The organism is Streptomyces sp. NPDC002588 (assembly GCF_040295925.1).
Lineage (GTDB): Bacteria > Actinomycetota > Actinomycetes > Streptomycetales > Streptomycetaceae > Streptomyces.
On sequence record NZ_JBEOWF010000032.1, the window covers coordinates 15,269 to 39,984 of the forward strand.

Annotated in this window: 21 protein-coding genes; 8 read left to right on the forward strand and 13 right to left on the reverse strand. The window is 71.9% G+C overall.

Features of this window, described 5'->3' with window-relative positions:
• Positions 1 to 8: 8 nt before the first annotated feature.
• The 4 genes from ribA to ABT057_RS31500 all read left to right on the forward strand — a co-directional run bounded on the left by ribA (position 9) and on the right by ABT057_RS31500 (position 4,155).
• Positions 9 to 668: a GTP cyclohydrolase II gene (gene ribA / locus ABT057_RS31485; protein ID WP_352347035.1), complete on the forward strand. Its 660-nt coding sequence runs from the start codon at positions 9 to 11 to the stop codon at positions 666 to 668.
• Between the two features lie 109 nt (positions 669 to 777).
• Complete coding sequence (locus ABT057_RS31490; RefSeq protein ID WP_352347036.1) at positions 778 to 1,923, forward strand: NAD(P)/FAD-dependent oxidoreductase; 1,146 nt, start codon at positions 778 to 780, stop codon at positions 1,921 to 1,923.
• Positions 1,920 to 2,990 (forward strand): saccharopine dehydrogenase, encoded by a 1,071-nt coding sequence (locus ABT057_RS31495; protein ID WP_352347037.1) that lies wholly within the window; start codon positions 1,920 to 1,922, stop codon positions 2,988 to 2,990. Before ABT057_RS31490 ends, ABT057_RS31495 begins: the two co-directional genes overlap by 4 nt.
• The gene (locus ABT057_RS31500) at positions 2,983 to 4,155 is read left to right on the forward strand and encodes a saccharopine dehydrogenase family protein (RefSeq protein WP_352347038.1); all 1,173 of its coding nucleotides are present in this window, start codon (positions 2,983 to 2,985) and stop codon (positions 4,153 to 4,155) included. Before ABT057_RS31495 ends, ABT057_RS31500 begins: the two co-directional genes overlap by 8 nt.
• Positions 4,156 to 4,219: 64 nt before the next feature.
• Here the strand turns inward: ABT057_RS31500 and ABT057_RS31505 are convergent, their stop codons facing one another.
• The 3 genes from ABT057_RS31505 to ABT057_RS31515 are packed head-to-tail and all read right to left on the reverse strand — an operon-like array spanning position 4,220 to position 7,485.
• Complete coding sequence (locus tag ABT057_RS31505) at positions 4,220 to 5,446, reverse strand: serine hydrolase domain-containing protein (protein WP_352347039.1); 1,227 nt, start codon at positions 5,444 to 5,446, stop codon at positions 4,220 to 4,222.
• A 57-nt stretch (positions 5,447 to 5,503) separates the two neighbouring features.
• On the reverse strand, positions 5,504 to 6,898 hold the full coding sequence (locus ABT057_RS31510; RefSeq protein WP_352347040.1) for an MFS transporter: 1,395 nt from the start codon (positions 6,896 to 6,898) through the stop codon (positions 5,504 to 5,506).
• Positions 6,895 to 7,485 carry a TetR/AcrR family transcriptional regulator gene (locus ABT057_RS31515; RefSeq protein ID WP_352347041.1) on the reverse strand — a complete coding sequence of 197 codons (591 nt, stop codon included), beginning with the start codon at positions 7,483 to 7,485 and terminating at the stop codon, positions 6,895 to 6,897. The genes ABT057_RS31510 and ABT057_RS31515 overlap by 4 nt, the downstream gene beginning before the upstream one ends.
• A 107-nt stretch (positions 7,486 to 7,592) precedes the next feature.
• Between ABT057_RS31515 and ABT057_RS31520 the strand changes: the two genes are divergently transcribed.
• The gene (locus ABT057_RS31520; protein WP_352347042.1) at positions 7,593 to 8,042 is read left to right on the forward strand and encodes a PPOX class F420-dependent oxidoreductase; all 450 of its coding nucleotides are present in this window, start codon (positions 7,593 to 7,595) and stop codon (positions 8,040 to 8,042) included.
• Positions 8,043 to 8,171: 129 nt separating this feature from the next.
• Here ABT057_RS31520 and ABT057_RS31525 read toward each other — a convergent pair whose 3' ends face one another.
• Together ABT057_RS31525 and ABT057_RS31530 are read right to left on the reverse strand one after the other, a co-directional pair.
• Positions 8,172 to 9,515: an MFS transporter gene (locus ABT057_RS31525; RefSeq protein WP_352347043.1), complete on the reverse strand. Its 1,344-nt coding sequence runs from the start codon at positions 9,513 to 9,515 to the stop codon at positions 8,172 to 8,174.
• A gap of 211 nt (positions 9,516 to 9,726) precedes the next feature.
• Entirely contained in the window at positions 9,727 to 10,392 is a 666-nt protein-coding gene (locus ABT057_RS31530; protein WP_352347044.1) for a TetR/AcrR family transcriptional regulator, read from the reverse strand.
• 168 nt (positions 10,393 to 10,560) lie between these two features.
• Between ABT057_RS31530 and ABT057_RS31535 the strand changes: the two genes are divergently transcribed.
• The gene (locus ABT057_RS31535; protein WP_352347123.1) at positions 10,561 to 11,436 is read left to right on the forward strand and encodes a shikimate dehydrogenase; all 876 of its coding nucleotides are present in this window, start codon (positions 10,561 to 10,563) and stop codon (positions 11,434 to 11,436) included.
• Between the two features lie 32 nt (positions 11,437 to 11,468).
• Positions 11,469 to 13,316 (forward strand): bifunctional sugar phosphate isomerase/epimerase/4-hydroxyphenylpyruvate dioxygenase family protein, encoded by a 1,848-nt coding sequence (locus ABT057_RS31540; protein WP_352347045.1) that lies wholly within the window; start codon positions 11,469 to 11,471, stop codon positions 13,314 to 13,316.
• Here ABT057_RS31540 and ABT057_RS31545 read toward each other — a convergent pair.
• From ABT057_RS31545 to tkt, 8 genes are read right to left on the reverse strand one after another with little or no spacing between them, the layout of a single operon-like run.
• Entirely contained in the window at positions 13,310 to 14,740 is a 1,431-nt protein-coding gene (locus tag ABT057_RS31545; RefSeq protein WP_352347046.1) for a pentapeptide repeat-containing protein, read from the reverse strand. The genes ABT057_RS31540 and ABT057_RS31545 overlap by 7 nt on opposite strands.
• 41 nt (positions 14,741 to 14,781) lie before the next feature.
• Positions 14,782 to 15,375 (reverse strand): histidine phosphatase family protein, encoded by a 594-nt coding sequence (locus ABT057_RS31550; RefSeq protein ID WP_352347047.1) that lies wholly within the window; start codon positions 15,373 to 15,375, stop codon positions 14,782 to 14,784.
• Between the two features lie 6 nt (positions 15,376 to 15,381).
• Positions 15,382 to 16,263 (reverse strand): phosphogluconate dehydrogenase (NAD(+)-dependent, decarboxylating), encoded by an 882-nt coding sequence (gene gnd, locus ABT057_RS31555; RefSeq protein WP_352347124.1) that lies wholly within the window; start codon positions 16,261 to 16,263, stop codon positions 15,382 to 15,384.
• A gap of 10 nt (positions 16,264 to 16,273) precedes the next feature.
• Complete coding sequence (gene pgi / locus ABT057_RS31560; protein WP_352347048.1) at positions 16,274 to 17,923, reverse strand: glucose-6-phosphate isomerase; 1,650 nt, start codon at positions 17,921 to 17,923, stop codon at positions 16,274 to 16,276.
• A complete protein-coding gene (opcA, locus tag ABT057_RS31565; RefSeq protein ID WP_352347049.1) occupies positions 17,916 to 18,851 on the reverse strand; it encodes a glucose-6-phosphate dehydrogenase assembly protein OpcA in 936 nt (311 codons plus the stop codon). Before opcA ends, pgi begins: the two co-directional genes overlap by 8 nt.
• A complete protein-coding gene (zwf, locus tag ABT057_RS31570; RefSeq protein WP_352347050.1) occupies positions 18,848 to 20,383 on the reverse strand; it encodes a glucose-6-phosphate dehydrogenase in 1,536 nt (511 codons plus the stop codon). The genes opcA and zwf overlap by 4 nt, the downstream gene beginning before the upstream one ends.
• A complete protein-coding gene (gene tal / locus ABT057_RS31575) occupies positions 20,380 to 21,525 on the reverse strand; it encodes a transaldolase (RefSeq protein ID WP_352347051.1) in 1,146 nt (381 codons plus the stop codon). The genes zwf and tal overlap by 4 nt, the downstream gene beginning before the upstream one ends.
• 19 nt (positions 21,526 to 21,544) lie before the next feature.
• Positions 21,545 to 23,638, reverse strand: coding sequence for a transketolase (tkt, locus tag ABT057_RS31580; RefSeq protein ID WP_352347052.1), 2,094 nt, complete (start codon positions 23,636 to 23,638; stop codon positions 21,545 to 21,547).
• A 146-nt stretch (positions 23,639 to 23,784) separates the two neighbouring features.
• Here tkt and ABT057_RS31585 point away from each other — a divergent pair, with 146 nt between their 5' ends.
• Complete coding sequence (locus ABT057_RS31585) at positions 23,785 to 24,687, forward strand: helix-turn-helix domain-containing protein (RefSeq protein ID WP_352347053.1); 903 nt, start codon at positions 23,785 to 23,787, stop codon at positions 24,685 to 24,687.
• Positions 24,688 to 24,716 lie beyond the last annotated feature (29 nt).

Sequence of the window (24,716 nt, forward strand, 5' to 3'; positions counted from 1 at the left end):
ATCAGATCATGACAGATAACATTGGCGTACTCGGCACGAAGACCCCGCAGCGCACCGGGGTGGAACGCGTCGTGAATGCACCCCTGCCGACCGTGTACGGGAAATTCCAGGCGGTCGGTTATCTCGACCACGACCGCGGGGACGAACAAGTCGCCCTGGTCTACGGCGAGATCGGCAGCGAGGACGTGCTGACCCGGCTGCACTCGGAATGCCTGACCGGGGACGCGTTCGGTTCCCAGCACTGCGAGTGCGGCGACCAGCTGGAGTCGGCGCTGCGAGCCGTCGTCGCGCACGGCAGCGGCGTCGTCGTCTACCTGCGCGGGCACGAGGGCCGGGGCATCGGGCTGCTGGGCAAGCTGCGCGCCATGGCACTGCAGGCGGAGGGCCTGGACACCGTCGAGGCGAACGTCGCGCTCGGCTTCCCGGTGGACGCCCGCGACTACAAGGTGGCCGCGGACATCCTGCGCGACCTGGGCGTACGGTCCGTGCGGCTGATGTCGAACAACCCGCGCAAGCGCGAGGCGCTGGTCGACAACGGCATCCAGGTCGCCGAGGAGGTGCCGCTGCTGATCGAGCCGTGCGAGAACAACATCACGTACCTGCGCACCAAGCGGGAGCGCATGGACCACCGGCTGCCCCACCTGGACGCGGTGGCGCACTGGTCCTGAGCAGGCTTCGCACCGTCGCCTCCCGGGGTAGGGATCACGACGGTCACGGCATGTGACAGCCCCGGCCTCGACACCCGGGCCGGGGCCACAGCCGAAAGGAGCCGCTCGCGTGAACACCCATGCCTCGGTCGTCGTCATCGGCGGCGGAGTGATCGGGACCAGCATCGCCTACCACCTCGCCGCCGCGGGGGTACGGGACGTCCTGCTGGTGGAGCGGGACGAACTCGCCGCAGGATCGACCTCGAAGGCCGCGGGCGGAGTGCGCGCCCAGTTCTCCGACGAGCTGAACATCCAGCTCGGAGCGCGCAGCCTGGAGGCGTTCGGGCGGTTCGAGGAGGAGACCGGGCAGGACATCGGGCTGCACCGGGTCGGCTACCTCTTCCTGCTCTCCACGCCCGAGGAGGTCGCCTCCTTCGAACGGGGCATCCGGCTGCAGAACACGCTCGGCGTGCCCAGCCGCATGATCGACCCCGCGGAGGCACAGCGGCTGTCCCCGCTGATCACCACGGACGGCTTACTCGCGGCCGCGTTCTCACCCGACGACGGCCACTGCACCCCCGAGGCCGTCGTCCACGGGTACGCGGCCGCCGCCCGCCGGTGCGGCGCGCGCATCCTGCGGCGCACCGCGGTGACCGGCATCGAGACGCACGGCGACGCCATCACCGCCGTCGACACCACACTGGGCCGCATCACCACCGACACCGTGGTCTGCGCGGCCGGCGCCTGGTCGAAGGCGGTCGGCGCGATGGCGGGCGTGGAGCTCCCGGTACAGCCGCTGCGCCGCCAGATCGCGGTGACGGAGGCGCTCGCCGGTCTGCAGCCCGGCCTGCCCATGACGATCGACTTCAGCACCAGCCTCTACTTCCACTCCGAGGGCCCCGGACTCCTGGTCGGCATGTCCGACCCGGACGAGCGTCCCGGCTTCGCCACCGACGCCCACGACCGTTGGATACCCCGCCTCGCGGCCGCCCTGGAGCACCGGGCCCCCGGCATCCTCGACCTGCGCCGCACCGGTGGCTGGGCGGGCCTGTACGAGGTCACCCCGGACCACAACGCCCTGATCGGCGAGGCGACTTCGGTATCCCGTTTTCTGTATGCGACCGGTTTCTCCGGGCACGGTTTCCTGCAGGGGCCGGCCGTCGGCGAGGTCGTCCGCGACCTGTACCTGGGCCGCGTACCCTTCGTGGACGTCACGCCCCTGAGCGCCGGCCGGTTCGCGGCCGACGCCCCGCGTCCGGAGGTCAATCGCGTATGACGGGTAGTACGGCACCGCATCTGTGGCTGCGCCACGAGGCCCGCGGCACCGAGCGGCGCACCCCGGTCGTCCCCGAGGACGCCCGCCGCCTCGTCGAGGCCGGCGTGCGTCTGACCGTCGAGGACTCCCCGCAGCGGATCTTCCCGCTCAAGGAGTACGAGGCGGCGGGCGCCGAAGTCGCCGCCGAGGCCTCCTGGGTGTCGGCGCCGCCCGAGACCGTGGTCCTGGGGCTGAAGGAACTCCCCGAGCAGCCGGGTGAGCTGATCCACCGCCATATCTTCTTCGGGCACGCCTACAAGCAGCAGCCCGGCGCTGCCGATCTGCTGCGCCGGTTCGCCGCCGGGGGAGGGGCGCTGCTCGACCTGGAGTACCTCGTCGACGAACACGGCCGCCGGCTGGCCGCGTTCGGCTTCTGGGCGGGCTACCTGGGCGCGGCCCTGGCCGTGCTCCGGCAGCGGGGCCGGCTGACCGCGCCCCTGCGCCCCACCGGCAAGGACGAGCTGGACGCCACGCTGCGCCCGGCACCGGGCGACGCGGAGTTCACCGCGCTCGTCGTCGGCGCCCTGGGCCGCAGCGGCCGGGGCGCCCGGGCGGCGTTCGCCGAGGCCGGCGTCGACCCCGTCTGTTGGGATCTGGCGGAGACCCGGGACCTGGACCGCCGCGCCCTGCTGGACCACGACGTGCTGGTCAACTGTGTGCTGGCCACCACGCCGGTGCCGCCGTTCGTGCGCGAGGAGGACCTCGACGACCCGGCGCGCCGGCTGCGCACCCTGTCCGACGTCACCTGCGACGTGGGCTCACCGCTCAACGTCCTGCCGGTCTACGACCGTACGACCGAGTGGGCGGACCCGGTGCGCAGACTGCGCGAGGAACCACCGCTCGACCTGATCGCCATCGACAACCTGCCGTCCCTGCTGCCCCGCGAGTCGAGCACCGACTTCTCCGCGGCGCTGACGCCCCTGCTGCTGGAGTTCACCACGGCCGAGGCGTGGACGCGCTGCCTGGACCGCTTCCATCTGGCCTGCCGTGAACTCGGCGTCGACGCAAAGGAGTCCGGCCGTGACTGAGCTCGTTCCCGCGTCCGGCACGGTCCACTGGGTCGGCGCCGGACTGTCCACCGGCAGCGGCCTCGCCGCGCTGTGCGAGGCCGCCGGCCGGGTCCGCCTGTGGCACCGCACGACGGAACGCGCGGCGAAGGCGCTGGACCGGCTGGGACTGACCGGGCGTGCCGAGCCGTGCGCCTACACGCTCGACGCGCTCACCGCCGAACTCGCCCCGGGGGACGTGGTGGTGTCCATGCTGCCCGCCCCGGAGCACGCCCCGCTGCTCGCCGCCTGCGTGGCTCGCCGCGCGCACTTCGCCTGCTCCAGCTATGTCTCGGACGCGGTGCTCGAGCAGGTCCCGGGCGCGGAGAAGGCCGGGCTCGTGGTCCTCACCGAGGCCGGGCTCGATCCGGGCATCGATCACCTCTTCGCGCACAGTCTCGTCGCGCGCGCCAGGGAGGCGGTGGGTGACGGCACGGCGGCCTCGTACCGCCTCACCTCCTACTGCGGCGGCGTCCCGGCCGTCCCCAACGAGTTCCGCTACCGGTTCAGCTGGGCGCCCCTCGGGGTGCTCAACGCGCTGCGCTCCGCGGCCCGTTACGTGGAGGACGGCACCGAGACGATGGCCGGGCGGCCCTGGGAGGCGACCCGCCGGCACGTCGTGGACGGCGAGAGCTTCGAGGTGTACCCCAACCGCGACAGTGTGCCCTTCATGGAGCAGTACGGGCTGCCGGCGGACTGGCGGCCGCTCACCTTCGTGCGCGGCACCCTGCGGCTGGACGGCTGGCTGGCCGCCTGGGAGCCGGTGTTCGAGGAGCTGAAGGCGGGCGACGACACCCGGATCGCGTCCCTGGCACGGGAGCTGGCCGACAGCTATCCGACGACGGACGCCGACCGGGACCGGGTCGTCCTCGCGGTCTCGCTGGACGTGACGGCGGACGGTACGGCCGGTGCCGGCAACGGCGGCTCCTGGTCCGGAAGTTACCTGCTCGATCTGGTGGGCGACGAGGAGGAGAGCGCGATGGCGCGCTGCGTCTCGCGCACCCTCGCGCTCGGTGTCCGCCATCTCCTCGCCGGCGATCTTCCGCCGGGGCTGAACCGGGCGGCCGAGACGGCGGCCCGGTCCGAGCAGTGGCTGGGCGAACTTGCCGCGGAGGGACTGGAGTTCGTCCTCCGCACCGACGACTGAAACCGCCGGGTGCACGGCTGGGCCTTACGGGTGTACGGCTGCCTCACGGGTGGGCGGTCGGCGGTCAGTCCGTCACCGCCTCCTGCACCAGCCGCTTGAGGTCGGGGTAGAGCTTCAGCGACTTCCTCGGCCTCAGCTGGGTGAGGAACTGCACGCTCACGTCGCGGCTCGGGTCGATCCAGAAGGTGGTCGTGGCGACGCCGCTCCAGCCGTAGGTGCCGAGCCCGGAAGGGGCCTGGGTGCGGTCCGGGTCGATGACCACGGAGACGCCCAGGCCGAAGCCGACGCCGTCGTTGCCCGGCTCGTCGTGGGCGGGGCGGCTGCCGAAGGCGCGCAGGTCGACGTCGCCGGGGAGATGGTTGCGGGTCATGAGGTCCACCGTCTCCGGGGCCAGCAGCCGGACCCCGTCGAGTTCGCCGCGGCGGCGCAGCAGCTCGGTGAAGCGGTGCACATCGTATGCGGTCGCCACCATACCGCCGCTGCCCGACAGGAAACGGGGCCGGCCGTTCAGCGGAAGTCCGGGGATCGGCTCGATGCCGCCGGCGGTGTCGCCGTACAGCTCGGCGAGACGGCCGGTCTGCTCCCCCGAGACCTGGAAACCGGCGTCCGGCATGCCCAGCGGCCGGAAGACCCGCTCCGCGAGGAACTCGTCGAGGGGCTGTCCGGAGACCACCTCGATGATCCGGCCGAGGACGTTGGTGGCCACCGAGTAGTTCCACTGCGTGCCCGGCTCGAACTGCAACGGCAGCCGCGCGTACGCCTCGACCGTTCCGGCCAGGTCCGAGCCCGGCAGCACCGCCGACTCCAGGCCGGCCTCGCGGTAGAGGGCGTCGACCGGGTGGCAGTGGTAGAAGGCGAAGGTCAGGCCGGCGGTGTGGGTCATCAGATGCCGGACCAGGAGCGGCTGCTCCACGGGACGCGTCCGCAGGTCCTTCCCGGAGCCGCCCGCGTACACCCGCTGGTCGGCGAAGGCGGGCAGGTGGTCGGCGACCGGGTCGTCGAGCCGCAGCCGGCCCTCCTCGATCAGTATCAGCGCGGCGACCGAGGTCACAGGCTTGGTCATGGAGTAGATCCGGTACAGGGTGTCGGCCTCGACGGGCAGCCCGGCGGCGACGTCGCGGCGGCCGTGCGTGGTGAGGTGCGCGACCCGGCCGCCCCGCGAGACGGCCACGAGGAAGCCGGGCAGCCGGCCCTCGTCGACGTAGTGGGCGACGTGCTGGTCGAGGCGGTCCAGCGCCTTCGCGTCCAGCCCGACCTCGCTCGGGTCGACCTCTTGTCGCAGCAGTGCCATCGTTCTCCTCCGGTGTACTCGTGCGAGGTACGGTCCGGCTACCCCTCCGGGACGACCTCAGTGCTCATGGTCGCGCAGTGAACGGGCGTACGGACCCCTTTCGCCGCCGTGACGCGTGTGGGGTGTGTCGCTTCGACCAGCGGATGAGGCGATGGGGGAGTGCGGGTTGCGGTCCGGCAGCGCCCGGCAGAGCGGGAGCGCCGCGAGCGTCGCCACGCCCAGCACGGCCATGGGCGCCCGCGCCGCGCCGAGGTCCATCAGGACGGTCGCCGAGGCCACGCCCAGCACCGGTCCGACGTTCATCGCCGTCTGCTGGAGTCCGCCCGCCGCACCGGCCGACTCGGCGGGCGCCTGCCGTACGACGACGTGGGTCGCCGCCACCATCATGGACCCGAACCCGGCTCCCACCAGCGCGAATGCGGCGGCCGAGGCAGCCTCGCCCGGGGCGCCGGCCAGGGCGAGGAGGCCCGCGGCGAGGAGCGCCGCGGCCCCCGTGACCGTGGTGCGGGCGCCCGCCCTGCGCAGGAGGACGGCGGAAGCGGGCGCCGCCGCGATCAGGAACACCGCCAGTGGCAGCGCGAGCAGCGCACTGTGCAGCGGGGTGAGCCCCAGGCCGTCCTGGAGGACGTGGACTCCGGCGAACAGCCCGCCGTTGAGGGCCGCCGACGCGATGACCAGCAGGGCGAGGGCGGAGCGGACCGCCGGCGACCCGATCACCCCCGCCGGCAGCAGCGGCGCCCGCGCGCGGCGCTCGTGCCGGACGAACGCCGCCCCCGCGACGAGCGCCACCGGTGCCGACCAGGACAGTCCCGGCAGCGCGACGAGGGCGTGCGTCAGACAGGCGAGCGCCCCCGCGAGCATCAAGGCGCCTGGCACGTCCAGTGGTACGTCGGCGGCCGGCCGCCTCTCCTCCCGGGAGGCCAGGGCGCACAGCCCGAAGACCAGCGCGGGCACGATGTTGAGGAGGAACACCGCACGCCAGCCGAAGTCCGTGGCGAGCGCCCCGCCCAGCACCGGCCCCGCCGCGGCCGCCACCCCGATGGCCGCGGTCCGCGCGGCGAGCGGTGCGCGCAGCCGGTCCGGTGGGAACGCGGTGCGCAGCATCCCGAGCGTGGCCGGCTGCAACAGCGCACCGAACACCCCCTGCACCACCCGCAGCCCGATCACCCAGCCCACCCCGGGCGCCCAGGCGATGCCCGCCGAGGCGGCGCCGAAGCCGAGCATGCCGAGGGCGAAGGTGCGCCGGTGCCCGTACCGGTCGCCCAGCCGCCCGGCGAACACCAACAGGCCGGCCACGACCACGAGATAGCCGGTGCTGGTCCACTGCACCTGGGCGAGGGAGGCGTGCAGGTCGCGGCGCAGGGTGGGCTGGACGACGGTCAGCACGGTGCCGTCCAGGGCGACCACCACGGCCCCCGCCACACTGCCCGCCAGTGCCAGGGGACGGTTCACCGGCCGGCCTCCGGCCCGAGATGCGCGTCCAGCGCCGTACTCAGCAGGGGTGTGAAGTCGTCGGCTCCGGTGGCGAGTTGGAGACTTCCCCAGCCCCACAGCTGGGCGATGCCGTGCAGGTTCGCCCACAGTGAGCCCGCGACCGTACGGGCGTCGACGTCGGGGCGGGCCCGCCGCACCAGGTCCACCAGGGTGCCGAACAGCGGCAGGCTGGTGTCCCGCAGCCGCAGATGGCCGCTCTCGAGCAGATCGTGACGGAACATCAGCTCGTACATGCCGGGGTTGTCGAGCGCGAACTCCAGGTAGACGCGTCCCAGTTCGGCCAGCTGCTCACGCGGGCCCGCGTCGCCGTCGGCGAGTGCCGTCGTCACCCGGACGCCCAGCCGGACGAAGCCGCGGCGGGCGATGGCCGACAGCAGTTCCAGGTGTGTGGGGAAGTAGCGGCGGGGCGCGCCGTGGGAGACGCCGGCCCGGCGGGCGATCTCCCGCAGGGTCAGCGAACCGGCTCCCTCCATGGAGACCAGGTCCACGCCGACGTCGACGAGGCGGGTCCTCAGATCGGGGTCCGGTTTCTCGGATTCGCTCATAGACACTGTCTACCAAGAGCGGGTAGACAGTGTCTACCGGCGTGCGGGGTTCCGTCGGGGGCTCAGGGCGGGGAATGCGCCCCTGTGGTGCGCTGGTTGTGCGGAACATGACTCAGGACACGACGCAGAACGCACTGCTCGCACTGCTCTCCGAGGGGCGCGGCGGAGTACTGGTCACCCTCAAGGGCGACGGCCGCCCGCAGTTGTCGAACGTCAGCCACCACTACTACCCGGACGAGGGCGTCCTGCGGATCTCCGTCACGGACGACCGGGCGAAGACCCGCAACCTGCGCCGCGACCCCCGGGCGTCGTACCACGTGACGACCACGGACCGCCGCGCCTACACGGTCGTCGAGGCCACGGCCGACCTCGCCCCGGTCGCGCGCGCCCCCTACGACGACACGGTGGAGGAACTCGTCCGCCTCTACCGCGACGTCATGGGCGAGCACCCAGACTGGGAGGAGTACCGCGCGGCCATGGTCCGTGACCGCCGCCTGGTGGCCCGGCTGCGGGTGGAACGGGCGTACGGCATCCCCAAGGGCGGCAGCGAAGGCTAGGGCCCTGACGGATCTCCGCGGCGTCGCGCGCGTGGTCCGGGCCCGGGCCGTCGTCCCCCCGGGCATGCCCGAGCCCCCGGCGCCGGGCAGGCAGGCGTCCGGGGGCTCGGGGGCCGGGGGGCCGTGGGGTCAGGCCGTCACCGTCTCCGGCTTCGCGGACTCCCGCACGGCGCGCACGCCGAGCTGCTCGGTCGGGATCTTCGCGGTCTCCCGGGCCGAGAGAGCCGCGAGCACCGGCGGGACGCACAGGGCGGCCGTGAAGAGGGCAACCGAGAACCAGTCGTCGCCGTCCGGGCCCGCGATCCGCGCCGCGAAGGTGACCGCGAACCCGGCCACCGCGAAACCGATCTGCGTGCCGATCGCCATGCCGGACAGCCGCACCCGGGTCGAGAACATCTCGCCGTAGAACGAGGGCCACACGCCGTTCGCGGCGCTGTAGACCACGCCGAACGCGGCGATGCCCAGCAGCAGGGTCAGCGGGTAGGAGCCCGTGGAGATCGCCCACAGGTACAGGAACATCAGCACCGCGCTGCCGGCCGCGCCGATCAGGAACACCGGGCGGCGGCCGATGCGGTCGGACAGCGTGGCCCACGCCGGGATCGCCGCCAGCGCGACCAGGTTGGCCAGCGCACCCACCCACAGCATCGAGGAGCGGCTCATGCCCACCGAGTCGCTCGTCGCGTACGCCAGCGCCCACACGGTGAAGATGGTGCTGACCGAGGCGACCAGCGCGCCCCCGATCACCCGCAGCACATCCGCCCAGTGCTCACGCAGCAGCACCGCGAGCGGCAGCCTCACGACTTCGCCGTCCGCCTGCTGGGCGGCGAACGCCGGGGTCTCCTCCAGCTTGCGCCGGATCACGTACCCGACGACGGCGACCGCGATGGACAGCCAGAACGGCAGCCGCCAGCCCCACGACAGCAGCTGGTCCTCGGGCAGCGCCGCGACCGGCAGGAACACCAGGGTGGCCAGGAGCTGTCCGCCCTGGGTGCCGCTCAGGGTGAAGCTGGTGAAGAAGCCGCGCCGCCGCGGCGGCGCGTGTTCGAGCGTCATGGAGTTGGCGCCGGCCTGCTCGCCGGCCGCGGAGATGCCCTGCAGGACCCGGCAGGCCACCAGCAGCACCGGCGCCAGACCGCCGACCTGGGCGCGGGTGGGCAGGCAGCCGATGAGGAACGTCGAGACGCCCATCAGGATCAGCGTGAAGACCATGATCTTCTTGCGGCCCACCCGGTCGCCGAAGTGACCGAGGAACAGCGCGCCGACGGGCCGGGCCGCGTACGCGACGCCGAAGGTCGCCAGGGACAGGAGGGTCGCCGTGGCCGGATCCGACTCGTCGAAGAAGACCTTCGGGAAGATCAGCGCGGCCGCGCTGCCGTAGATGAAGAAGTCGTAGTACTCCAGGGCGCTGCCGATCCACGCCGCCGTGGCGGCTTTCTTCGGCTGACCGGGAGGGCTTGCGGCGGGGACGGACACGGCGTGCTCCTTCGGGGGACTCCGGAGTAGGGGAGTGAGGCATGGGGAGAAGGGCCGGATCCCTGGGGTGCGGGGCGGCTGCGCCGGGTGCGTTGCCCGGCTAATTAACCCACTGGATAGTTAGTAGCGGATGGCCAGTGATGTTGCGCTGATGTTTCTCCGCTGTCAATAGGTCCCGCGGAAGGATCTTCGGGGTGTGCAGGGGGGCGGATCAGTCCGCCGCGCGCTCCGCCGTCAGATAGGCGATCACCATGTCGCCGAGCATGGTCCGGTAGTGCTCGCGCCGCGCCGGGTCCACCAGGTCGCGGCCGAACAGCGCGCCGAAGGTGTGCCGGTTGGCGACCCGGAAGAAGCAGAACGAGCTGATCATCGCGTGCAGGTCGACGGCGTCCACCTCGGCCGTGAACAGGCCGGACTCCCGGCCGGCGGCGAGGATGCGGCGGATCACGTCGAGGGCCGGCGAGCCGATCCTGCCGAGCTTCGCGGAGGCGGCGATGTGCTCGGCCTCGTGGATGTTCTCGATGCTCACCAGGCGGATGAAGTCCGGGTGCCGCTCATGGTGGTCGAAGGTCAGCTCGGCCAGGCGCCGGATGGCCGCGACCGGGTCCAGGTGCTCGACGTCGAGCCGCTGCTCGGCCTCGCGGATCACGCCGTACGCCCGCTCCAGGACGGCGGTGAACAACTGCTCCTTGCCGCCGAAGTAGTAGTAGATCATCCGCTTGGTGGTGCGGGTGCGGGCCGCGATGTCGTCGACGCGGGCCCCGGCGTAGCCGACGCGGGCGAACTCCCGGGTCGCCACGTCGAGGATCTCGGCCTGTGTGCGGGCGGCGTCACGGATGCGCCCGTTCGGTCGTGCCGGTTCGTCGACGCTGGTCATCGGGTTTCCCTGGCTTCCTTCGGGTGGCGCGGGTGCGGTGCAGAGATTCTAGGAGCCCGATCGCGTCCCGTGCCCGGAGAGGGCTTCCCCGTCGGCCGACTTGGTGTTATGACTAACTCACCAGTTCGTACATTAGCCAGCCTCAGGAGGTCCGCCGTGACCCAGGACGTGACCCAGGACTCGTATCTCGTCGGGCTGATCGGTTCCGGCATCGGCCCGTCGCTCAGCCCGGCCCTGCACGAGCGCGAGGCCGGCCGGCAGGGGCTGCGCTACCTGTACCGGCTGATCGACGTCGACGTCCTGGGGGCCGGCCCCGAGGCGGTCGGCGACCTGGTGCGCGCCGCCCGCGACCTGGGCTTCGACGGACTGAACATCACGCATCCCTGCAAGCAGCTGGTCATCGAACACCTCGACGCGCTCTCCCCGCAGGCCGAGGCGCTGGGCGCGGTCAACACCGTCGTCTTCGCCGACGGGCGGGCCGTCGGGCACAACACCGACGTGACCGGCTTCGCCGCCTCCTTCGCCCGCGGGCTGCCGGACGCCCCGCTGGAGCGCGTCGTGCAGCTCGGCGCGGGCGGCGCCGGCGCGGCCGTCGCGCACGCCACGCTCACCCTGGGCGCCGGCCGGATCACCGTCGTCGACGCACTGGCCGAGCGCGCCGAACGGCTCGCCGCCTCCCTGAACCGGCACTTCGGCGAGGGCCGCGCGGCCGCCGCCGGCCCGGACCGGCTGCCGCGGCTCCTGGCGCACGCCGACGGCATCGTGCACGCCACACCCACCGGTATGGCCGCCCACCCCGGCCTGCCCCTCCCGGCCGGCCTGCTCCGCCCCGGCCTGTGGGTCGCCGAGATCGTCTACCGTCCGCTGGAGACCGAGCTGCTGCGCACCGCCCGCGCCCTGGGCTGCGCCACCCTGGACGGCGGCGGCATGGCCGTCTTCCAGGCCGTGGACGCGTTCCGCCTGTTCACCGGCAGGGAACCCGACAGCGCCCGCATGCTCGCGGACATCGCCGAACTCGCGGGCGCCGTCGCCGCGCCGAAGTGACGCCGCTCCGAAGCGATCGAGAGGTACCCCCGATGCGCACGTCCATCGCCACCGTCTCCCTGAGCGGTTCCCTCACCGAGAAGCTGACCGCCGCCGCCCGCGCGGGTTTCGACGGCGTCGAGATCTTCGAGAACGACCTGCTCGCCAGCCCCCTCGCCCCCGAGGAGATCCGCGCCCGTTGCGCCGACCTCGGGCTCACCGTCGACCTCTACCAGCCGATGCGGGACGTCGAGGCGGTGCCCGCGCAGGAGTTCGCCCGCAATCTGCGCCGCGCCCGGCACAAGTTCGAACTGATGGGCCGGCTCGGCACGGACACCGTCCTGGTCTGCTCCAGCGTCTCCCCGCTCGCCCGGGACGACGACGCCCTCGCCGCCGAGCAGCTGAGCCAACTCGCTGACCTCGCCCAGGACTTCGGCGTCCGCGTCGCCTACGAGGCGCTCGCCTGGGGACGGCACGTCAGTACGTACGACCACGCCTGGCGCATCGTCGAGACCGCCGGACACCCGGCCCTCGGCACCTGCCTGGACAGCTTCCACATCCTCTCCCGGGCGTCCGGCCCCGAGGACCTCGCAGGCATCGAGGACATCCCCGGCGAGAAGATCTTCTTCCTGCAGCTGGCAGACGCCCCGCTGCTCGGCATGGACGTCCTGCAGTGGAGCCGCCACCACCGGTGCTTCCCCGGGCAGGGCGGATTCGATGTACCGGATCTCGTACGCCGTGTATTGCATACCGGCTACGACGGCCCGCTCTCCCTCGAGGTCTTCAACGACGTGTTCCGGCAGGCCGAGGCCGGTCCGACCGCCGTCGACGCCCGCCGTTCCCTGCTGGTCCTGCAGGAGGAGCTCGGCCTCGCCGGCCTGCCCGCACCGGCCGCCCCGACCGGCGTCGCCTTCACCGAGCTGGTCACACCCGACGCCGAACCCGTCACCGCGCTCCTCGGCTCCCTCGGCTTCGCCCGCACCGGCCGCCACCGCGGCAAGCCCGTCGACCTGTGGGAGCAGGGCGAGGCCCGGATCCTCGTCAACACCGGCCCGGCCGCCCTCCCCCACTCCCGGCTCCGCTCGCGCGGAGGGACCCCCACCGACGGCACCACCCTCGCCGCCATCGGCCTGGAGTCACCGGACCCGGCCGCCGCCGCCCGCCGCGCCGAGGCACTCCTCGCGCCGGTCCTGCCCCGCCGCCGCGCCGCCGAGGACGCCCTCCTCGACGCGGTGGCCGCCCCCGACGGCACCGAACTCTTCCTCTGCGCGACCGCCCGGCCGGGCCTGCCCGACTGGCGCGCCGACTTCGAGGACGTCCCGCACACCCCCGCCACCGCCCCCGCCGCCGGGACGCGCATCGACCATCTCGCGCTCACCCAGCCCTGGCACCACTTCGACGAGGCGGTCCTCTTCCACCGCGGCGTCCTCGGGCTCGACCCGCAGGAGAGCGTCGACGTCGCCGACCCCTACGGTCTGCTGCGCAGCCGCGCCGTCACCAACGCCGACGGCAGTGTCCGCTTCCCGCTCACCGTCGGCGCGGCCCCCGGCGACGACACCGTCCACGCCCGCCACATCGCCCTCGCCACCGACGACGTGATCGCGGCGGCCCGCCGCTTCACCGAGACCGGCGGCTCTGTGCTGCCGATCCCCGCGAACTACTACGACGACCTCGCCGCCCGTTTCGCGTTCGCCGACGGCGAGCTGGAGACCTACCGGGAACTCGGCATCCTCTACGACCGCGACGCGCACGGTGTCTTCCGGCACTTCTACACCCGCACCGTCGGCCGGGTCTTCTTCGAACTCGTCCAGCGCGACGGCGGCTACCAGGGCTACGGCGCCGCCAACGCGCCGGTGCGGCTGGCGGCCCAGCACGCGGCGCGGACGGTGCCCGCCTACTGACGGCTCACGGTCCTGGTCACGCCCGCGGCGACGGTCGTGGCCAGGATCCAGCCGGTGACGATGAGGACGTACGACAGCGTCCGGTAGCAGCCGACCGGGGCGAACGCGCCCTCCTGGCCGAACGAGATCACCGGCAGCAGCAGGTCCAGTGTGTAGAACACGGGGTCGAAGCCGGGTGCCTCGCCGGCCTTGAGCGGGGGCGGAGGGTGCCCGGCGAACACGGCCGAGCCGACGGCGAGCAGCGACAGCAGCCAGACGGCGGCCCGCAGCGGGCGGAAGCCGTAGCCGACGGCCGCGTCCTGGAGATGGCCCCACACCCGTCCGTACCAGGGGAGCGTGGCCCGGCGGCGGCGCTGCTTGGCGAGCTGCACGAGCCGGGCGGACTGGTCGTCGCCGATCCGCCGGTATGCGGCCGTCAACTGCTCGTAGGCGTGCGGGTCGAAGCCCGCGCCGTCCCGCTCCAGCATCGGCAGCCGGCGCTCGGCGGGTTCGTGCGGGGTGAGGAAGGTGTAGGTGAGATCGAGGAGGCGTACCTCGCCGGGCAGCATCTCCGGTTCCACGTCGAGCTGGTTGATCTCGGCCCGCCGCAGATTCAGCATCCCCTCGACCCGCGGGCCCCGGCGCAGCCAGAACTCGCCGATCACAGAGCTGCTGGCCCGCAGGGCGGTGCCGCCCGGGTTGGACAGCCGGGCGTCCAGCAGGTCCACCCGGCCGGGTATCCGGGCGCCGCGCAGGTCGATCCGGCCCTCGGCGCGCAGCCGCCGGGCGAGCAGGTTGGCGCCGACGTCGAGTGCCTCGGCGTCGAGGACGCGGGCGCCGGGGTTGCTCAGTTCGGCGTCCTCCAGGTCGAGCGACCCGGCGACGGTGGCTCCGTCGAGCCGGATGGGGCCCCGGGCACGCAGCCCGCGGGCGCACAGGTCGTCCTCGACCGTGACCTGGTTGAGCTGGAGCACCGGCTGCGCGGAGGCCTCCGCGGTGATCTCCACCTGCTCCAGGAACAGCGCGCCGCTGATCTGCGCTCCGTCGATACGCACCGGGCCGCCGAACCGGCAGCGCGTCAGCCGCACACTGCCGTCGATCCGGGCCCGGGTCATCGCCAGACCGGCCATCTCGGAGTCGCGCAGGCTGAGGTAGCGCAGGTGGGAGCCGGTGAAGTCGGCGGCCTCCTCGAAGCGGCAGTGGGTCAGGTGGACGACGCTGTCGACGGTCGCGTACCGCAGGTCCAGCACGCCGGTGATACGGGCGCCCCGGACCTTGACGGCCGCTATCTCTCCCGGCTGCTCCGGCCCGTTGAGGAGCAGCGCCCGCAACACCAGGGCGCGCACGCTCTGTTCGCCGTCACCGTCTCGGAAGTCGACCTCCGCACCCGTGGCGAAGGCCCGCCAGACGCGCTGTTCGGCCGGTGTCAGATCGTCGATCTCCATCAGCCGCGACTCTGGCGGGCCTGCCGGGCGGTGTCAACCGGCTACGGTCTGACGTTCCATTCGGCGATCACGGGCCGGCCGTGCTCCGTCGACAGCCGGCTGTACGTGCCCGTCGCCAGCTGGAACAACCGCCCTTCCGCGGGGGCCAGTCCGAGCCGGCGGGCCGTCAGCACCCGCAGGAAGTGCCCGTGGGCGACGAGCACGGCGTCCCCGCCGCAGTTAGCGAGCGCCGCGTCGACCCGGGACAGCACCCGGTCGGCGCGCAGCCCGACATCCTCGGGCGACTCGCCGGGGTGGCCGTCGGAGCCGGCCGGTACGCCGTCGGTCCACAGGTCCCAGGTGGGGCGGTCGCGATGGATCTCGACGGTGGTGATGCCCTCGTAGGCCCCGTAGTCCCACTCGTGCAGGTCGGGTGCGGCCACGGCCCCGCCGACCCCGGCGAGTTCGGCGGTGCGCCGCGCGCGCTGCAGCGGGCTGGTCAGGGCGATGCAGAAGGTCCGGCGGGAGAAGAACGGAGCGAGCGACTTGGCCTGCAGCTCACCGTTGTCGGTGAGGGGCAGGTCGGTGTGGCTGGTGTGCTGTCCCGACGCGCTCCACTCCGTCTCGCCGTGGCGGACCAGCAGGAGATCCCCCACGGCGGACTACTCCTTCGTCGACTCGACGGCATGGCCGCCGAACTGGTTGCGCAGCGCCGCGATCATCTTCATCTGCGGGGAGTCCTCCTGGCGGGAGGAGAACCGCGCGAACAGCGAGGCCGTGATGGCGGGCAGCGGCACGGCGTTGTCGATGGCGGCCTCGACGGTCCAGCGTCCCTCGCCGGAGTCCTGCGCCCAGCCCTTCAGCTTGTCGAGGTGCTCGTCCGTGTCGAGGGCGTTGACCGCGAGGTCCAGCAGCCAGGACCGGATGACCGTGCCGTCCTGCCAGGAGCGGAAGACCTCGCGCACGTCCGTGACGGAGTCGACCTTCTCCAGCAGCTCCCAGCCCTCGGCGTAGGCCTGCATCATGGCGTACTCGATGCCGTTGTGGACCATCTTCGAGAAGTGCCCGGCGCCGACCTTTCCGGCGTGGACATAGCCGTACGGGCCCTCCGGCTTGAGCGCCTCGAAGATCGGCTGGAGCCGGTCGACGTGTTCCTTGTCGCCGCCCACCATCAGGGCGTAGCCGTTCTGCAGGCCCCACACGCCGCCGGAGACACCGGCGTCGACGAAGCCGATGCCCTTGGCGCCGAGTTCCTCGGCGTGCTTCTCGTCGTCCGTCCAGCGGGAGTTGCCGCCGTCGACCACGGTGTCGCCGGCCTCGAGCAGACCGCCGAGCTCGTCGACCACGGACTGGGTGGCGGCACCGGCCGGGACCATCACCCAGACCACGCGCGGCGCCTGGAGCCGCCCGACGAGTTCGGCGAGGTCCTTCACGTCGGTGACATCGGGGTTGCGGTCGTAGCCGACGACGGTGTGGCCGGCGCGGCGGATGCGCTCGCGCATGTTGCCGCCCATCTTGCCGAGACCGATCAGGCCCAGCTGCATCGCTGTCATGTCAGTTCACTACTTCCTTGAGCTCGCGGTAGGCGGCCACGAGGGCGGTGGTGGAGGGATCGAGACCGGGCACGTCGGCGCCCTCGGTGAGGGCGGGTTCGACTCGCTTGGCGAGGACCTTGCCCAGCTCCACGCCCCACTGGTCGAAGGAGTCGATGTTCCAGATCGCCCCCTGCACGAACACCTTGTGCTCGTAGAGGGCGATGAGCTGGCCGAGCACCGACGGGGTCAGCTCGGGGCCGAGGATCGTGGTGGTGGGGTGGTCGCCCCGGAAGGTGCGGTGCGGCACCTGCTCCTCGGGCACGCCCTCCGCACGTACCTCGTCGGCGGTCTTGCCGAAGGCGAGCGCCTGGCCCTGCGCGAACAGGTTGGCCATCAACAGGTCGTGCTGTGCGGCGAGTTCACCGCTCAGCCCGGCGACCGGGCGGGCGAAGCCGATCAGGTCCGCCGGGATCAGCCTCGTGCCCTGGTGGATCAACTGGTAGTAGGCGTGCTGTCCGTTGGTGCCGGGCGTGCCCCACACCACCGGCCCGGTCTCCCACTCCACCGGCCGGCCCTCGCGGTCCACCGACTTGCCGTCGGACTCCATGTCGAGCTGCTGCAGATAGGCGGTGAACTTCGACAGATAGTGGCTGTAGGGCAGCACCGCGTGCGACTGGGCGTCGTGGAAGTTGCCGTACCAGATGCCCAACAGGCCCAGGATCAGCGGGGCGTTGGACTCGGCGGGAGCGGTGCGGAAGTGCTCGTCGACCAGATGGAAGCCGTCGAGCATCTCCCGGAACCGGTCCGGGCCGATGGCGATCATCAGCGACAGGCCGATCGCCGAGTCGAAGGAGTAGCGGCCGCCGACCCAGTCCCAGAACTCGAACATGTTGGCCGTGTCGATGCCGAAGCCGGCGACCTTCCCGGCGTTGGTCGACAGCGCCACGAAGTGCTTGGCGACCGCCTTTTCCTCGCCGTCCAGACCCCTGAGCAGCCAGGTTCGCGCCGAGGTCGCGTTGGTGATCGTCTCGATGGTGGTGAACGTCTTGGAGGCGACGATGAACAGTGTCTCCGCCGGATCCAGGTCGCGGGTGGCCTCGTGCAGGTCGGCGCCGTCGACGTTGGACACGAAACGGAACGTCAGATCGCGGTCCGCGTAAGCCCGCAGCGCGTCGTACGCCATCGCCGGGCCCAGGTCGGAGCCGCCGATGCCGATGTTGACGACGTTCCTGATCCGCCGGCCGGTGTACCCGGTCCACTCGCCGGAGCGGACCCGTTCGGCGAAGTCGCTCATCTTCCGCAGAACGGAGTGCACTTGGGGCACGACGTTCTCGCCGTCGACCTCGACGACCGCGTCGGCGGGGGCGCGCAGCGCGGTGTGCAGCACGGCCCGCCGCTCGGTGGTGTTGATCTTCTCGCCGCGGAACATGGCGTCCCGCAGCCCGAACACGTCGGTGGCGGCGGCCAGTTCGCGCAGCAGGGCCAGGGTCTCGTCGGTGACCAGGTGCTTCGAGTAGTCGATCCGCAGGTCGCCGACGCGCACCACGTACCGCTCCGCGCGGCCGGGGTCCGCCGCGAACAGCTCACGCAGGTGCGGCTGCGCCTGGGCGCGGTGGTCCGCCAGCGCGGCCCACTCGGGCCGCCGCGTGAGCAGGGGTGTGTCAGACATGAGCGGGGGTCTCCTTGGTGCCCTCGCCCCTGAGGGCGACGGCGTACATCTCGTCCGCGTCGAGGCGCCTGAGCTCCTCGGCGATGAGTTCGGAGGTGGTGCGGACCTTCAGCGCGAGCGTGCGCGAGGGCTGACCCGGGAGGGTGAGCGTGGCCAGGGGGCCTTCGGGGCGGTCGATGACGACGTCGCCGCCCGCGGTGCCCAGCCGTACGGCCGTGACGACCGGCCCGGCGGTGACCACGCGGTCGATCTTCACCTTCAGCCGTGCCTCGAGCCAGCGGGCGAGCAGTTCGGCGGCCGGGTTGTCCGCCTCGGCCTCCACCGCCCCCGCCACGATCGGCACCCGGGCCTGGTCCAGCGCCGCCGCCAGCATCGAGCGCCACGGCGTCAGCCGGGTCCAGGCGAGGTCGGTGTCGCCGGGCGCGTAGGAGCGGACCCGGGTCTCCAGTGCCTGGAGCGGGTTCTCGACGGCGTAGAGGTCGGTGATGCGGCGCTGCGCCAGCGCGCCCAGCGGGTCCTTCGAGGGGTTCTCGGGCGCGTCCACCGGCCACCACACGACGACCGGGGCGTCGGGCAGCAGCAGCGGCAGGACCACCGAGTCGGCGTGGTCGGACACCTCGCCGTAGGTCCGCAGGACCACCGTCTCGCCGGTGCCGGCCTCGGAGCCGACCCGGACCTCCGCGTCCAGCCGCGACTGCGTGCGCTCGCGGGGGGTGCGGGCATGCCGCTTGATGACGACCAGGGTGCGCGAGGGGTGCTCGTGCGAGGCCTCCTCGGCCGCCTTGATCGCGTCGTAGGCGTTCTCCTCGTCCGTGACGATCACCATCGTCAGGACCATGCCCACGGCGGGTGTGCCGATGGCGCGGCGTCCCTGCACCAGCGCCTTGTTGATCTTGCTTGCCGTGGTGTCGGTCAGGTCGATCTTCATGGCCTGCGCCAGCTCCGTCCGTCTTGTGCGAGCATCTCGTCGGCTTCCCCGGGTCCCCAGCTGCCCGAGGCGTACTGCGCCGGTTTGCCGTGTGTCGCCCAGTACTCCTCGATCGGGTCGAGGATCTTCCAGGACTCTTCCACTTCCTGGTGACGCGGGAACAGATTGGCGTCGCCGAGCAGCACGTCCAGGATGAGCCGCTCGTACGCCTCCGGGCTGGACTCCGTGAAGGACTCGCCGTACGCGAAGTCCATCGTGACGTCCCTGATCTCCATCGACGTGCCGGGCACCTTGGAGCCGAAGCGGACCGTGATGCCCTCGTCGGGCTGGACGCGGATGACGATCGCGTTCGACCCGAGTTCCTCGGTGGCCGTCGTGTCGAACGGGGAGTGCGGGGCCCGCTGGAAGACGACCGCGATCTCGGTGACCCGGCGGCCCAGCCGCTTGCCGGTGCGCAGGTAGAAGGGGACGCCCGCCCAGCGGCGGTTGTCGACGTTCAGCTTCACCGCGGCGTACGTGTCCGTGGTGGAGGCCGGGTCGATGCCGTCCTCCTCCAGGTAGCCGGGAACCTTCTCGCCGCCCTGCCAGGCGGCCGAGTACTGGCCGCGCACGGTGTGCCTGCCCAGGTCCTCGGGCAGCTTCACGGCCTTGAGGACCTTCAGCTTCTCGGTGAGCAGGGAGTCGGCGCCGAAGGAGGCGGGCTCCTCCATGGCGGTGAGTGCCATGAGCTGGAGCAGGTGGTTCTGGATGACGTCCCGGGCGGCGCCGATGCCGTCGTAGTAGCCGGCGCGGCCGCCGATGCCGATGTCCTCGGCCATGGTGATCTGCACGTGGTCGACGAAGGACCGGTTCCAGATCGGCTCGAACATGGTGTTGGCGAAGCGCAGCGCCAGGATGTTCTGGACGGTCTCCTTGCCCAGGTAGTGGTCGATGCGGAAGACCTGGTCCGGTTCGAACACGTCGTGCACGACCGCGTTGAGCTCTATGGCGCTCGCCAGATCGTGCCCGAACGGCTTCTCGATGACCGCGCGTCGCCAGGAGCCCTCCGGCGCCTTCGCCAGCCCGTGCTTCTTCAGCTGCTCGACGACCTTCGGGAAGAACTTCGGCGGTACGGAGAGGTAGAAGGCGAAGTTGCCGCCGGTGCCGCGGGAGGCGTCCAGCTCCTCGACCGCCTTCTTCAGCTGCTCGAACGCCGTGTCGTCGTCGAAGTCGCCCGGGACGAACCGCATGCCCTCGGCGAGCTGCTGCCAGACCTCCTCGCGGAACTCGGTGCGCGCGTGCTCGCGGACCGCGTCGTGGACGATCTGCGCGAAGTCCTCGTCCTCCCAGTCCCGGCGGGCGAAGCCGACCAGGGAGAAGCCCGGCGGCAGCAGGCCGCGGTTGGCGAGATCGTAGACGGCCGGCATCAGCTTCTTGCGGGACAGGTCGCCCGTCACACCGAAGATGACCAGGCCGGACGGGCCGGCGATCCGGGGCAGCCGCCGGTCGCGGGGATCCCGCAGGGGGTTGTCCCACACTGGGGTGGTGCTCATTCCGCGTCAGCTCCCTTGCTCAGCAGCGACTTCGTGACCGTGTTCAGCAAGTCCTCCCACGACGCCTCGAACTTCGCGACGCCCTCGTCCTCCAGCCGGGTGACGACCTCTTCGTAGGAGATGCCGAGTGCCTCCACGGCGGCCAGGTCGGCGCGGGCCTGCGGGTAGCCGCCGGTCACCGTGTCGCCGGTGATGACGCCGTGGTCGGCGGTGGCGTTCAGCGTGGCCTCGGGCATGGTGTTGACGGTGCCCGGCGCCACCAGATCGTCCACATACAGCGTGTCCTTGTATGCAGGATCCTTCACACCGGTGGATGCCCACAGCGGACGCTGCCTGTTCGCGCGCGCCCCGGCGAGGGCCGTCCACCGCTTCCCGGCGAAGACCTCCTCGTACGCCTGGTAGGCCAGCCGGGCGTTGGCCAGCGCCGCCCTGCCCTTCAGCGCGAGGGCCTCGTCCGTGCCGAGGAGCGTCAGCCGCTTGTCGATCTCGGCGTCCACGCGGGAGACGAAGAAGGAGGCCACGGAGTGGATCGCGGAGAGGTCCAGTCCCTTGGCGGCGGCCTTCTCCAGACCGGCCAGATAGGCGTCCATGACCTCGCGGTAGCGCTCCAGGGAGAAGATCAGCGTGACGTTGACGCTGATGCCGAGGCCGATCACCTCGGTGATCGCCGGGAGCCCGGCCTTCGTCGCCGGTATCTTGATCATGACGCCCGGGCGGTCGACGAGCCAGGCGAGCTGCTTGGCCTCGGCGACGGTGGCCGCGGTGTCGTGGGCGAGACGGGGGTCGACCTCGATGGAGACACGGCCGTCGCGACCACCGGAGGTCGTGTATACGGAATGCAGGACATCGGCTGCGGCGCGCACATCGGCGGTCGTCATCATCCGGACGGCCTCGTCCACCGTCACACCCCGCGCGGCCAGGTCGGCGAGCTGCTCCTCGTACCCCTCCCCGGAGCCGATGGCGGCCTGGAAGATGGACGGGTTGGTGGTGACGCCGACGACGTTCCTCGTGGCGACCAGCCGGGCGAGGTTGCCGGACGTGATCCGCTTGCGGGAGAGGTCGTCCAGCCAGATGGAGACGCCTTCGTCGGACAGGCGCTCAAGTGGTTCCGCGGGCGCGGTCGTTTCGGTCACAGTGATCATCTTCTCTCTGGCGTTCGTGTCAACCGCGCGCGGCGGCGATGGATTCCCGGGCCGCCGCGGCGACGTTCTCGGGGGTGAAGCCGTACTCGGCGAACAGGGTGTCCGCGTCGGCGGAGGCACCGAAGTGCTCGAGGGAGACGATGCGCCCGGCGTCCCCGACGAACCGGTGCCAGGTCAGGCCGATGCCCGCCTCGACCGCCACCCGCGCCCGCACCGCGGGCGGCAGCACGCGGTCGCGGTACTCGCGCGGCTGCTCCTCGAACCACTCCACGGACGGCATCGACACCACCCGCGTCCCGATCCCCTCGGCCTCGAGCGTCTCGCGCGCCGCGACAGCGAGCCGCACCTCGGAGCCGGTGGCGATGAGGATCACGGCCGGAACCTCGGAGGAGGAGTCCTGGAGCACGTAACCGCCCTTCGCCGCGCCGGAGTCGGGCGCGTATGTCGGGAGGCCCTGGCGGCTGAGGGCGAGACCGTGCGGGGCCGGGTGGGTGGCGTGCCGCTTGAGGATCTCGGCCCAGGCGATCGCCGTCTCGTTGGCGTCGGCCGGGCGGACCACGTTCAGGCCCGGGATGGCGCGCAGCGAGGCGAGGTGCTCGACGGGCTGGTGGGTGGGGCCGTCCTCGCCGAGGCCGACGGAGTCGTGCGTCCACACGTACGTCACCGGCAGCTGCATCAGCGCGGACATCCGCACCGCGTTGCGCATGTAGTCGGAGAACACGAGGAACGTCCCGCCGTAGACACGGGTGTTGCCGTGCAGCGCGATGCCGTTCATCTCCGCGGCCATCGAGAACTCGCGGATGCCGAAGTGGACCGTGCGGCCGTACGGGTCCGCCTCGGGCAGCGGGTTGCCCTCGGGGAGGAACGACGAGGTCTTGTCGATGGTGGTGTTGTTGGAGCCGGCCAGGTCGGCCGAGCCGCCCCACAGCTCGGGAAGGACCGCGCCGAGCGACTGGAGCACCTTGCCGGACGCGGCACGGGTGGCGACGGACTTGCCGGGCTCGAACACCGGCAGCGCGTCCTCCCAGCCCTCCGGCAGCCGGCCGGCGACGATCCGGTCGAACAGCTTCGCCCGCTCCGGGTTTGCGCCGCGCCACTCGGCGAGCCGCTTGTCCCAGGCCGCGTGGGCCTCGGCGCCCCGGTCGAGGGCGGCGCGGGTGTGCGCGAGAACCTCGGCGGAGACCTCGAACGACGCCTCGGGGTCGAAGCCCAGCAGCCGTTTGGTGGCCGCGACCTCGTCCGCGCCGAGTGCCGAACCGTGCGAGGCCTCCGTGTTCCGCGCGTTCGGCGCGGGCCAGGCGATGATCGTGCGCATGGCGATGAAGGAGGGGCGCGTGGTCTCGGCCTGCGCCGCCCGCAGAGCCGTGAACAGGGCGGACACGTCGATGTCGCCGCCCGCCGCGGGCTCGACCCGCTGGACGTGCCAGCCGTAGGCCTCGTAGCGCTTCAGCACGTCCTCGGAGAACGCCGTCGCGGTGTCGCCCTCGATGGAGATGTGGTTGTCGTCGTAGAGGAACACCAGGTTGCCGAGCCGCTGATGGCCGGCCAGGGAGGAGGCCTCGGCGGAGACGCCCTCCTCGAGGTCGCCGTCGGAGACGATCGCCCAGACGGTGTGGTCGAAGGGCGATTCCCCGGCCGGGGCCTCGGGATCGAACAGACCGCGCTCGTAGCGGGCGGCCATCGCCATGCCCACCGCGTTGGCGGCGCCCTGGCCGAGCGGGCCGGTGGTGGTCTCGACGCCCGCGGTGTGGCCGTACTCGGGGTGGCCCGGCGTCTTCGAGCCGTGCGTGCGGAAGCTCTTGAGGTCCTCCAGCTCCAGCTCGTAGCCGGAGAGGAAGAGCTGGGTGTAGAGGGTCAGCGAGGTGTGGCCGGGGGAGAGGACGAAGCGGTCACGGCCGGTCCACTCCGGGTCCGCCGGATCGTGACGCATCACCTTCTGAAAGATCGTGTACGCCGCGGGGGCGAGACTCATCGCGGTGCCCGGGTGGCCGTTGCCCACCCGCTGTACAGCATCCGCCGCCAGGAGGCGCGCGGTGTCGACGGCACGCCGGTCGAGATCCGTCCACTCGAAGGTGTCGTCCGGTGTCTGTGTACCCGGTGTCTGCGTGCTCATCTTCAAGAAGTCCTCGATGGGAGGGTGATGGCTGGTCTGACGCGTTCAAAAGTAAAAGTCTGACTTTTATGGTGGAAGGTCTTCCTGTGTCAGCCTGTGGTGAAAGTGGGACAGGGACGGCGGCGACGGAACGGCAAGAGAACGACATGGCGGACAGATACCCACAAGACGGCGGCCGGCGTGACGGTGATGCCATCAGAACGTTCCCCTTCCCCGCCGAGCTGAGCGTCGGCGGTGTCGGCATGCAGGTCGGCCCGATGGGGACCGCCCGCCCCTGGCACGCCGACGACGCGCCGCTGGACCGCGTGCACCGCATCGACTTCCACGTCGTGATGCTCTTCGACCGCGGCCCCGTACACCACATGATCGACTTCGCGGAGTACGAGGCGACGGCCGGCGATCTGCTGTGGATCCGCCCGGGGCAGGTCCACCGCTTCTCGAAGTCGTCCGAGTACCGCGGAACCGTTCTCACCATGCAGCCCGGCTTCCTGCCCCGCGCCACGGTCGAGGCCACCGGCCTCTACCGCTACGACCTGCCGCCCCTGCTCCGCCCGGACCCGCCCCGTCTCGCCGCCCTGCGCGCCGCTCTGACGTACCTTCAGCGGGAGTACGAGGACAGCGCGACCCTGCCGCCGGGACCGCACACCGCGGTACTGCGGCACTCCCTCACCGCGTTCCTGCTGCGGCTCGGGCATCTCGCGGCGAGTTCGGCGGAGGCGGGGCGGCGGGCCGAGTCGACGTTCACCCTGTTCCGGGAGGCGGTGGAGCGGGAGTTCGCCGTCAACCACAGTGTCAGCGCCTACGCGGACGCCCTCGGGTACTCCCGCCGCACCCTGGTGCGCGCCGTGCGCGCCGCCACCGGCGAGACACCGAAGGGCTTCATCGACAAGCGTGTCGTGCTCGAGGCGAAGCGCCTCCTGGCCCACACGGACCTGCCGATCGGCCGGGTCGGCGCGGCGGTCGGCTTCCCCGACCCGGCGAACTTCTCCAAGTTCTTCCACCTGCACACCGGCCTCACCCCGGCGGCGTTCCGGACCGAACTGCGCTGAAGGGGGCGGGAGTCGAGGGGGATTCGGGG